We start from the raw sequence: 11,207 nt of genomic DNA, 5'->3' as shown, positions 1-11,207 counted from the left end.
TTCCTCCTTAAAAGCCCAAGCTCGACAGTAGATCATCAACATCATCCTGACCATTGACGACGTCATCCCTCAACTCGGGCTTAATAACAGGGCCTTCTCCTTTGGAACTATTTTCTTTTTCTTGTTCCTGCTGCTCTTCAATAGCAAGGCCTGTAACTTGTTCAACCTGCCCCGCTATTCGCATTAAATCGACAAGCTCACGCTCAACGTCAGTGACTAAATCAATCACTTTCTTAAGCGCCTGCCCAGTCAAGTCCTGAAAACCTTGTTCAAGAATAATATCCTGCAAGCTCTTATTCAGTTGCTCGGTGCCGTCCCCCATTTGAATAAGAAATTCGTCAATTCGTTGCGCTAACTTTTTAAATTCAGCTTTTGTCATTTCGCGACGCATAAGTTTGTCCCAGTCATCACGAAGTCGCTGTGCTTCTTGACCAAGATTCATCGCAATAGGGGCCACAGCCTCAACCTTGTCCATGGTTTTATCGGCGGCCGCTTGCGTTAAACTTAAGACATAGTGCAGCCTGTCAGAGGCATCACTAATTTCTGAGTTTTTGATTTCAGGGGGCGTTTGAGTGATATCTGCGTCAACGTTGAAATTAACAATGGCCGTATGTAAAGCCCGAGTTAGCTGCCCAACTGATTTAAATATATGTTGATCACGAGCTTCTATTAACTCGTGAATAATTACGGATGCGCTTTCATATTCATCATTCTGCAGAACCTCGACAAGCTGTTTAGCTGAGTCCTGAAGTTTGGCAATAAATTGTCCGTCATCCTGCATGGGAGATGCATTTGCCATAGAGGCTCCTAGGCCTTAACCGTTTACACGCTCAAAGATTTTATCGATCTTTTCTTTTAGCACTTGTGCAGTAAATGGTTTCACTACGTAACCGTTAACACCTGCTTGAGCAGCTTCAATAATTTGATCTCGTTTTGCTTCTGCTGTGACCATCAATACTGGTAGAGAAACCAGTTTCGCATCGGCTCGAACTTCTTTTAAAAGTTCTATGCCCGTCATGCCTGGCATATTCCAGTCGGTCACAAGAAAATCAAAATCACCACTGCGTAACATGGGCAACGCGGTCGAACCATCATCGGCTTCCTGAGTATTGGTAAACCCCAAGTCGCGAAGCAGGTTTTTAATAATGCGTCGCATCGTCGAAAAGTCATCGACGATCAGGATTTTCATATTTTTGTCCAATTCCGCCTCCTAATTAAAACGGCTTGTTGTTACTCCTTTAAAAGCGAGTTAATTCTTATCTCACATATCGAGAGTTAAGTACAAGCCCATTGAGATCAAGTAGCTACAAAGATTTCGTTGTAGTTCTACTTCCACTCCCTCTCAGATTTAAAGTCTAGTCGTTCGTGAGCAGTCATCCAGTTTTTAGACCATTTGAGCTCAACTACCAGTCTTTTAATCTCGATTTCAGCCTCGCAGCAGCCTGACTATGAATTTGGCTAACGCGACTTTCGCTCACACCAAGTACTAGCCCGATTTCTTTTAAATTGAGCTCGTCGCTGTAATACAAAGACAAGACCAATTGTTCTTTTTCAGACAAGCGCTTAATTTGTGTGGCCACGGCGTGACGCAGTGCAGCAGCACCCACCTCTCTCTCTGGCTGTTCAGAACGAGGGTCATTTAAGGTCGCAGGGCCATGCTCATCATTCCCCTCTAAACTCTCCTCAAGGCTCACTAAACGCGATACCGTACAGTCGCGAGTCATGCTGTAGTATTCGTCAATATCGATATTAAGCTCTGCTGCTACTTCTGTATCACGAGCATCGCGGCCAAGGCGCTTTTCAACCCGAGTAATCGCTTCGGTAATTTCGCGCTTATTGCGGTGCACCGAGCGTGGCACCCAATCGCCTCGGCGCATTTCATCGACAATGGCGCCTCGAATACGTATCCCTGCGTATGTTTCGAAACTCGCGCCTTTGCTGTCATCGTATTTTTCAGAGGCTTCAAGTAAGCCCAACATGCCACTTTGAATGAGATCTTCAAGCTGTACAGAACTGGGCATCCTTGCTTTTATATGCAAGGCAATACGCTTAACAAGGTACGCGTATTGTTCAGCTTTATGCTGCCCATATTGCTGCTCATACATAGTGTGCGTGTTCCCCCCGTGAACTCTAGCTCTGTTCAGCACCTATAGGGCTAAACCACAGATTGTGCATTAGCGCTTTTTAAGAGACGCTCGATAAAGAACTCTAAATGGCCACTAGGGCCGTGAGGTAAAGGCCACTGATCGACCTTCTGGGCAATGTCACGTAATGCACTTGCGGCTTTACTACTTGGCGCAGCTTCCAATAAGGGCTTGCGACTCTGCACGGCTTTGCGCACTTGCTCATCAAAAGGCACGTGACCTAAATAACTCAAGGTTGCATCTAAAAAGCGCTCGCATACGGTATTTAACTTACCAAATAACAAACGCCCTTCTTTAGCGCTGCGAGTCATGTTGGCAATAACTCGAAAGCGGTTCACTCCGTGCTCAGTATTGAGTAGTTTCATCAAGGCATAGGCATCCGTAATAGAAGAAGGCTCATCACAAACAACCACAATGACATCCTGAGAAGCGCGAACAAAATTCACGACCATGTCACTAATACCTGCTGCGGTATCAACAACCAATACATCTAATTGGTCACTTATTTCACTAAAGGCGTGAATTAATGCAGCATGTTCATGGCTGCCAAGCTGCACAAGCTGCTGAACACCGGAGCTTGCAGGAACCACTTTGATACCTGCAGGCCCGTTCACCATGACTTCTCGTAGAGTACGAGAACCATCGAGCACATCAGCAATACTGTATTGAACATTCAGCCCCAATAAGACATCGACATTTGCCAAGCCCAAATCTGCATCCATCAATACGACACGTCGTCGCATTTCTGCCAGAGCAACACTTAGATTAACGGAGACATTGGTTTTACCAACACCACCTTTGCCACCGGTTACGGCAATAACTCTGACTGGATGATTAGAACTCATATAGGCGCACTCACGTTTTATATATTCAATGTAGCAAAGGCGCCGCTAAGCGTCGGCCTAAAGTCACTTTAGTTTGCAAACTGGGTCTCTAGTTGAGCCACTTTTGCTAGCTGAACGGCACTACTCACTAGGTCATTGCGATTCGCTTTAAGGATGTCTTGCGGAATGCGTTGACCGTTGGTGATATAAGCCAAAGGAACTTTAGTTTGCCAAAGCACCCCAATGGCCTCACCTAAGCTACAAGCTTCATCAAGCTTGCTAAGCACGCAGGCATCGCGTCCTTTTTTAGGTTTATAGGCATGGATACTCGCCTTCAGATGCTGGCTTTGGCTCAGAGTCGACATGACTAACAATCGTCTTACTTGTGGACACTGATCCAACTGTGCAAGTTGCTCGTTAAGTTGAGTATCCCCGTGGCGAAAGCCTGCAGTATCAATTAATACAAGGGGAAACTCTCTTAACTCAGCCAAAATACTTAACAGGCTGCTGCGTACCGATACCACTTTTAACGGCGCGCCAAGAATATTAGACAGCGAGCGAAGCTGTTCAACGGCACCAACGCGATGACTGTCCATCGTCACTAAGGCAACTTTACCGGCACCATGGCGCATAGTGTAGGCCGCCGCTAACTTCGCAAGCGTGGTGCTTTTACCAACTCCGGTTGGGCCCACAAAAGCATAACAACCACCGCGCTCTACATCTAAATCATCGGCCTGACTAATGCCTTTCGCCAAGCTAGCCAAGCTTTGTTTCCATGTGTCGTGCAAGCGCAAACTATGAGACACAGCCATATTTAACTCATTGATAATGGCTTCACTTAAACCAAGGCGCTGTAATTGCCCATGAACCTTACTGCGTGAATTGGAACTGGCTTCATCCACTGCGCCATAGTCTTGGTTAGAAACAGAACTGGCGGCTGATGTTGCGGCCCAACTCTGCTGCTCTAATAATAAACGTAAGTCCGCAATTTCATCACGTAAGCCTGCAAGCTTTTGCTCTTGCACTAAATCTTCAGACCATGCTTCAGGGCGTCGGACTGAGCGCTCGGGCGCCGGCTCCTGCACCGGCTCGGGCTTTTTTACTTTGACTGGTCTTTGCTCTGACTCTTCAGCTTCCATGGCTGCTTTTTTTGCTGCCATCATTTTTTCTCGTGCACGCTCAATTTCAGCGGCAAGATCATTTTTATCAATAGTTGAGACGTCGTTAATTTCCAACTTACTATCATAGCTAGCAGCGGCTTGCTCTATGCCCGCCTGGCTTTGCCAGCTAGCATCACTGCTCATTGCATGATCGAGGTCGCTGTCAAACTTCTGACCAAAGTCTTGTCTCTCATGAACACCTCGGGTGTGATAGTCGCGCTCAAGAGAGGTGATAATTTCAACGCCTCCTTTCACCTGCTGACTTTTAAGAATAACGGCCTCGGGCCCTAATTCCTCACGTACTAAAGCCAGCGCCTGCCCCATCGTGGGCGCTACAAAGCGTTTTACTTCGGCATTTTGACTCGACATTTTTTCACCTACTTTGGTTTAGCCCTACTGGACCAGTTCCTCGCCAACCGTCGCCTCTATGGTTAGCTGCTTACTGTCTGGGACTTCGTTGTATGCCAATACACGCATATCTGGAATACTGATTCGGGCAAAGCGTGACATCATGCTTCTAAGCGGTGACGCCACTAATAAAATCAGAGGTTTTCCTTGGGCCTCGACCCGCCTCGCCGTATCTCGTAAAGACTGATTTAACCGCTCTGCCAATTGTGGCTCTATAAACGCCGCATCTTCAGCGCCAGATTTTTGTGCTTGTTGTATGGTCTGTAGCAACAACTGTTCCAGCCGTGGGGCCAGAGTGATCACAGGCACATCAACTTCAGCCCCCACTATGCTTTGCACTATTTGCCGCGCTAAAGCAGATCTCACTTCAGCGGCCATCGCTTCTGTACTCATTTGTTTACTACCACGACTAGCTAAAGTCTCAGCAATACTACGCATATCGCGAATAGAAACCTTCTCCTCTAAAAGAGCCTGTAAAACTTTACGTAACTGATTGATACCTATGGTATTTGGCACTAATTCTTCAACGAGCTTAGGCGATTTTTCCGCAAGCAGATCTAGCCATTTCTGCACATCTTCATGACCGATCAACTCGTGAGAATGGCTCTGCATAATCTGATTCAAGTGCGTTGCCACCACTGTGGCAGGGTCCACAACGGTATAACCAAGACTCTGAGCTTGATCTTGCTGGCTGTCATCAATCCACACTGCCTGTAAACCAAAAGCAGGATCTTTTGTTTGTGTTCCTTCAAGTTTGCCAAAAACTTGACCTGGGTTAATCGCTAAAAAACGACCAGGAAAAACTTCAGCTTCACCGACGGCAACCCCCATCAAACTAATGCGATAGGTATTGGGTAATAAATCTAAATTGTCGCGAATATGCACAGCAGGAATTAAAAAGCCCAACTCTTGCGAGAGCTTCTTCCTAACACCTTTAATACGCCCTAGTAATTCCCCCCCTTGGCCTTTATCGACTAAAGGAATCAGCCTATAGCCAACTTCCAGACCCACCATATCAACGGGTTGTACGTCATCCCAACTCACTTCAACAGGATCTGGAGCATTCACACTTTTATTTTCAAGGGCCGGTTGCGGCTGAGCTCCATCTGCTGAAGGAATAAAAGGGGGAGCACCATTGGGGCGAGCTGCGCCACCTTGAAAACCGCCCTCTTCAACCACTTCAGCTTCTTGTTGGCGGTAGTGAATAAAATACGCCAGCACCCCACAAATAGTAGCAAGGCCTAAAAACGATAGATGCGGCATACCTGGGATCGAGCCCATAATAAACAAGATAACCGCGGCTATAGCTAAGGCTTTAGGGGATGCAAACATCTGCGATAAAACTTGGCGATTCATATCTTCAGCGCTGTTAACACGCGTCACCATAATCGCCGCAGCTGTCGACAATAATAACGATGGTATTTGCGCCACAAGACCATCACCAATGGTCAGCAATACATAAAACTGTAAGGCAGTTTGAAATTCCAAGCCGTGCTGAACCATACCAACAGCAAGACCACCAATCACATTAATAACAAGAATAAGAATACCGGCAACACTGTCACCGCGAACAAACTTACTCGCACCGTCCATAGCACCATAAAAATCGGCTTCTGCAGCAACATCTTCACGGCGGGTACGCGCCTCATCCTGATCGATTAAACCCGCATTTAAATCGGCATCAATAGCCATCTGCTTACCAGGCATTGCATCCAAGGTAAAACGTGCACTGACCTCAGATATACGCCCAGCACCTTTGGTAACGACAACAAAGTTAATAATGATGAGAATAATAAAAACAACTAAACCAACTGCATAATTACCACCAATAACAACCTCACCAAAGGCTTGAATCACTTTACCTGCAGCATCCCCACCTTCATGACCATTAAGTAGAACGACCCGTGTGGAGGCTACATTAAGAGCCAAACGCATCAGCGTAGCGACCAATAAAATAGTCGGGAACACAGCAAAATCGAGAGGCCTCAGGCTATATACCGATACCAATAAAACAACAATGGAGAGCGCAATATTAAAAGAGAAAAAGGCATCTAATAAGAATGGGGGCAGAGGTAGCGTCATCATCCCCATTAGCGCAAGCAGCATAATGGGGATGGAAAGGTTGCCCTTCCACATATTGCCAACACCTTGACGGAATGAAGCGCCATCAACATTCGACGGCAAACTTACAAGGTGCTGAAAAAAAGAATCTGCCATGTATTTTTCTCTAGCAAGGCCAAGCCAATAAATTGGCGTTTTAAATCGATCACTCTAATAGTGGCAAAAGCTGTGCCGAAGCAAAGACACAAAGAGTAAGAAGCCTTAGCTATACTTGTTAAGCACTCCCCTAATGAGTCAACAACAAGAAAAACAGAACCTTAAAACGCACACTCAAAAAGGCATCTACAAGTAAGCAATAGGACCAATGTGATGAAAATAAGTAGGCGTAAGACTAAATGGATTCATAAGCGAATTGGCATACTTTTTTTTCTGCTTTTCTTTACCTTTAGCCTTACCCTGAATGCCTCTCAGACATGGGCTGATCTAAGTATTCAACTGCCAGTAACAAGCACAAACAGCGCCACAGAAGTATTAATTAATGAGGCCCTCTTATTAGAGTTAGATGCACATATAAAAAACGAACTCGACCTACATATTCGCCCAATTCGAAAGAAAAGTGAGCGCGCTCAAGCACTACATAAGTTGATGTTTAGTGAACAAGGCTGGAACATTGATTACGCTTTTGATGAAAGCCTAAGCGCCCGAGATACCTATTATCGAAAACAAGGAAACTGCTTAAGTCTAGCCCTACTCTATGTCGCCAGTGCCCGTTACGTGGGGCTCAAAGCTTATTTCCAAAATGTCAACGTAGCTCAACAGTGGCGACAAGCTTCTAATGTCTATCTTGTGCCAGGGCATATTAACGCCGTGGTAAAAACGCGAAACCAGCGCATCTACATTGAGTTTCTAGGCACTTTTTTTAATATTGCTGATATCGACCCACGCAATAGCCGAGTGATTAGCGATCAGCGTGCACTAGCAGATTATTACAATAATATTGCCATGCAAAATCTGGAGCATAAACAGTGGCAACAAGCTCAACGCCATATGAAAAAAGCCTTGGCTTTAGCCCCTAAAGAAGACTTCTTTTGGTCTAACCTAGGTGTACTCAACAAACTCAGTAATAAGCCTATCGAAGCTGAGAAAGCTTATAAAAAGGCGTTAAAAATTAATAAGCGGAATGATAGTGCGCTTAGTAATTTATACGTCTTGCTACTTGAGCAAGAGCGTCTGAATGAAGCGGAAAAACTAGCTAAAAAAGTGGGCCGATACAGCCGTAAGAATCCCTACCACCTCGCTAAACTTGCTCAAAAAGCACTTACACATAAACACTATCAGCAGGCCTTAGACACTATTCAGAAAGCCATCACTATTGCCCCCAAGGAACAACTGTTTCACCACCTAAGCGCACAGATACACTTCGCAATGGGCAATAAAAACCAGAGTATTCAATCACTTAAGAAAGCTTATGAATTGAGTGAGGGCTTACAGAAACAGCGTTTTGAAGGTAAATTACAAGGCCTGCTCAGTATGCGCTAAAAGCACTGTGCCTTATTCACTAAGGTCTATACTCAATACATTATTATCTAGTCAAAAGCACTGCTATATCTTCTTATATTGGTAAATGGACTGCACGAAGTGAGGGACCTTGGCAAGTAATATGGCCTATAAGGTATAAGCAGTCTAGGCGGCATAAGCAACCACGATATAAGTAGCTACGATTAGCGGCGCTTATACATTACTCAAAACTAGGACACAGCGTGAACTCACTTAGCTTAAGAATAAAATACAGCCTGCCCCTGATACTACTCGTCGCAGCACTTATTATTGTACTGGTTGCCAATACTCTACTTATTAACCGTTTAGAAAAGAATTTAGATAGCTACGCTAAACGTTTTCTACCTACTGTAAGCAAGGTTCTCAATGCCGATAGAGATCTCTACCAAGCACGCTTAGCCGAATTACACTATGTCTTAGATCTTAATGGTAATAGAAGCCAATACCGTCAAGATTACCAAGAGAACGCTCAGCAGGCCTTAGATCGCTTCCAGCAATACCAAAAAGATCTGGCTTCCTATCCAGATGTTCTGGCACAACTCAAGTCATTTGATCAAGCCTTCTCAACTTGGCAACAGCAAACAACTCAAAGTTTACAAAACGCAAGCTTGGCTAACTACGCAAAAAATGAAATAGCTTTCTCTAACCTAAGAGCACTCTATGACAGTGCCGGTGAACTCGCCTTTGAGAAAGCAGAGCAAGTTCACACAGAAGCCACAGCGTCTATCCAAGTGCATAAATCTATTTCCTATATATTAGTCTTCTTAATTATAGCGATTGCTTCGATAGCATCGTTTGTAGGTGTTCGCTCATTAGTACAACGCATCAATGAGATTAGTGATGGCATTAACAACATCAGTTCTGGCGGTGGTGATCTAAGCCAGCATATAACAATAAAAAACAAAGACGAGCTGGGGCGCTTAGCCTTGGCTTTTAATGATTTTGTTTCGAGCCTTAACCAGCTTATTAAAAGTGTTCGCAATGATGTTGAACACCTACAAAATAGCAGTGACACATTACACAACAGCTCTGAGAAAAGCTCAGATATCGCATCTCAACAAGCTCACAGCGTCGATATGATTGTCAGCGCCGTACACCAAATGAGTATCGCAACAAAAGAGATGGCAGAGATAGCCCAGCACACCGCAAATGAAACTGAGCAAGCAATGGAGCAGGCTGGCCAAGGCGTACAAGTGATAAATAAATCCGTCGATCAAATAGGCCAACTCTATCAAACCATCGAGGGAGCATCCAATGGCGCCAATCAACTGGTTGAACAAAGCAATAATATCAGTAGCGTCTTAGATGTGATTCGAGGCATAGCCGAACAGACAAACTTATTAGCTCTTAATGCCGCTATTGAAGCCGCACGCGCAGGTGAACAAGGCCGAGGTTTTGCCGTAGTAGCCGATGAAGTGCGTACCCTTGCAAGCAAAACGCAAGAAAGTACTGATAGCATTCAAAAAATGATCGAAGCAGTACAGCAAGGAGTTAACGGTGTCGTGAGCCAAATTGAAGATGGCTTTGAGAAGGTCACCAACTCTGTTGAACTTGCCAAAGAAACGGAGACCTTACTCAATGAAACACAAGGTCTTGTTACCAAGGTAAAAGACATGAGTATACAAACCGCCACTGCAACCGAAGAACAAACAGCAGTAAGTGAAGAAATAAACAGTAATTTGCACCAGCTAAACTCACAAACGGCCACCACCAGTGATGTCTCTAAAGATACTCACGAAGCAGCTAAGCAGGTGCACGCACTCGCAGACAATATAACCAAAGGCATTCAGCGCTTCAAAGTCTCTTAATCGAACAAGCTTGCTAAAGAAAGGTTAAAATAACTGAAGCGAGCACACAAAAGGCCACCGATAAAAGCGGGCTTAATTTAAGGCCACGAATGAATATAAGTGCTGTCGCAGCTAAACCAAGATCATAGAATGAAAATAACGTGCTGCTAGCAATAGGCCCTAGTAACGCTGCCAAAAGTATACCTACTACCGTCGCATTTAAACCGGCAAGGCACTTAGTGGCCACTTGGTGTTCAATAAGCTGCTGCCAAAACGGAAACACCGCTACAACCAATAAAAACCCAGGTAAAAAAACAAAAATAAGTGCTGTTAAAGCGCCAAGCCAAGGCAAGTTTGGCTGCATATAAGCCCCTAAAAAACTAGCGAAACTAAACATAGGCCCAGGCATGGCTTGTGTAGCACCGTAGCCCGCCATAAATACAGAACTATCAATATAGGCACTGTCTACAGTTGCCTGTTGTAGCAAAGGTAAGACAACATGCCCCCCACCAAAGACCAATGAACCACTTTGATAAAATACCGCTGCAACTTGCAATAGGTTAATGCCACTAAACATCACCGCTACGGGTAGTAATATAAATAAGAACACAAAAACACTGAGCGCTAGAAGTGCCGTACTACGAGAGATAGCCATAGAATATGACTGACTGAGAAAAGTCAGTGGTTTACAAAAAGCAAAGCCATATGCAGCACCGAGCCCCAATACAATCAGCTGCATAAAAGGCCAATTAAAAGTCAGCAATAAGGCTGCCGCCATCAAAGCTAAGAGTTTACGTCGCTTATCTGGGCACAAACCTCGACTCATAGACAGCAGAGCATCGCTAACGATAGCGACTGCACTTAATTTTAGGCCATGAATAAGAGCCTCAGCTAAAGGGCCATCAAGCATTGGCACGGCCAAAGCGAAGAAAAACAAAAGTAATGCAGAGGGCAAAGTAAAAGCGGTAAATGCCGCTATTGCTCCCATTAGTCCTGAGCGGTTCAGACCGATAAGAAAACCCAGCTGGCTACTTGCAGGGCCTGGCAATACCTGACATAAAGCAAATAGCTGAGAAAACTGCGCGTCTGCAAGCCAAGCACGTCGCTCAACAAACTCTTTACGAAAATAAGCGACATGAGCAACCGGCCCACCAAACGCACTTAAACCCAGTTTTAAAAACAAATAAAACACCTCAAGTACAGATGCATTATTCGGTGCGACATAGGATGCCTTGTTTATTTCTTCTTTAGTCACGCTTAACTAGC

Annotated in this window: 9 protein-coding genes; 2 read left to right on the top strand and 7 right to left on the bottom strand. The window is 44.9% G+C overall.

Annotation, left to right across the window (positions count from 1 at the left end; all coding sequences use genetic code 11):
- Positions 1 to 7: 7 nt before the first annotated feature.
- The 6 genes from AB1S55_RS10325 to flhA form a co-directional block, all read right to left on the bottom strand.
- Positions 8 to 799: a protein phosphatase CheZ gene (locus tag AB1S55_RS10325; protein ID WP_370977990.1), complete on the bottom strand. Its 792-nt coding sequence runs from the start codon at positions 797 to 799 to the stop codon at positions 8 to 10.
- Positions 800 to 814: 15 nt separating this feature from the next.
- Positions 815 to 1,201, bottom strand: coding sequence for a chemotaxis response regulator CheY (gene cheY / locus AB1S55_RS10320; RefSeq protein ID WP_370977988.1), 387 nt, complete (start codon positions 1,199 to 1,201; stop codon positions 815 to 817).
- A gap of 202 nt (positions 1,202 to 1,403) precedes the next feature.
- Positions 1,404 to 2,105: an RNA polymerase sigma factor FliA gene (locus tag AB1S55_RS10315; RefSeq protein WP_370977987.1), complete on the bottom strand. Its 702-nt coding sequence runs from the start codon at positions 2,103 to 2,105 to the stop codon at positions 1,404 to 1,406.
- Positions 2,106 to 2,155: 50 nt separating this feature from the next.
- Positions 2,156 to 2,989, bottom strand: coding sequence for a MinD/ParA family protein (locus AB1S55_RS10310; RefSeq protein ID WP_370977986.1), 834 nt, complete (start codon positions 2,987 to 2,989; stop codon positions 2,156 to 2,158).
- Between the two features lie 68 nt (positions 2,990 to 3,057).
- On the bottom strand, positions 3,058 to 4,497 hold the full coding sequence (gene flhF / locus AB1S55_RS10305) for a flagellar biosynthesis protein FlhF (RefSeq protein ID WP_370977984.1): 1,440 nt from the start codon (positions 4,495 to 4,497) through the stop codon (positions 3,058 to 3,060).
- Positions 4,498 to 4,521: 24 nt separating this feature from the next.
- Positions 4,522 to 6,753, bottom strand: a complete 2,232-nt coding sequence (gene flhA, locus AB1S55_RS10300; protein ID WP_370977982.1) for a flagellar biosynthesis protein FlhA — start codon at positions 6,751 to 6,753, stop codon at positions 4,522 to 4,524.
- A 213-nt stretch (positions 6,754 to 6,966) separates the two neighbouring features.
- On the opposite strand from flhA, the gene AB1S55_RS10295 reads away from it, so the two are divergent.
- Entirely contained in the window at positions 6,967 to 8,136 is a 1,170-nt protein-coding gene (locus AB1S55_RS10295) for a tetratricopeptide repeat protein (RefSeq protein WP_370977981.1), read from the top strand.
- Between the two features lie 221 nt (positions 8,137 to 8,357).
- Positions 8,358 to 9,962: a methyl-accepting chemotaxis protein gene (locus AB1S55_RS10290; RefSeq protein ID WP_370977980.1), complete on the top strand. Its 1,605-nt coding sequence runs from the start codon at positions 8,358 to 8,360 to the stop codon at positions 9,960 to 9,962.
- A gap of 13 nt (positions 9,963 to 9,975) precedes the next feature.
- On the opposite strand, the gene chrA is transcribed toward AB1S55_RS10290, so the two are convergent.
- Positions 9,976 to 11,196 (bottom strand): chromate efflux transporter, encoded by a 1,221-nt coding sequence (gene chrA / locus AB1S55_RS10285; RefSeq protein WP_370977979.1) that lies wholly within the window; start codon positions 11,194 to 11,196, stop codon positions 9,976 to 9,978.
- Positions 11,197 to 11,207 lie beyond the last annotated feature (11 nt).

The organism is Agaribacterium sp. ZY112, assembly GCF_041346925.1.
In the GTDB taxonomy this organism is placed as follows: Bacteria; Pseudomonadota; Gammaproteobacteria; order Pseudomonadales; family Cellvibrionaceae; genus Agaribacterium.
This window is presented reverse-complemented; position numbering and strand designations above follow the sequence as displayed.

Coding starts and splice junctions, on each gene's coding strand:
- AB1S55_RS10295 (WP_370977981.1), top strand. CDS start 6,967: ATGAAAATAAGTAGGCGTAAGACTAAATGGATTCATAAGCGAATTGGC.
- AB1S55_RS10325 (WP_370977990.1), bottom strand. CDS start 799: ATGGCAAATGCATCTCCCATGCAGGATGACGGACAATTTATTGCCAAA.
- flhA (WP_370977982.1), bottom strand. CDS start 6,753: ATGGCAGATTCTTTTTTTCAGCACCTTGTAAGTTTGCCGTCGAATGTT.
- flhF (WP_370977984.1), bottom strand. CDS start 4,497: ATGTCGAGTCAAAATGCCGAAGTAAAACGCTTTGTAGCGCCCACGATG.
- AB1S55_RS10315 (WP_370977987.1), bottom strand. CDS start 2,105: ATGTATGAGCAGCAATATGGGCAGCATAAAGCTGAACAATACGCGTAC.
- AB1S55_RS10310 (WP_370977986.1), bottom strand. CDS start 2,989: ATGAGTTCTAATCATCCAGTCAGAGTTATTGCCGTAACCGGTGGCAAA.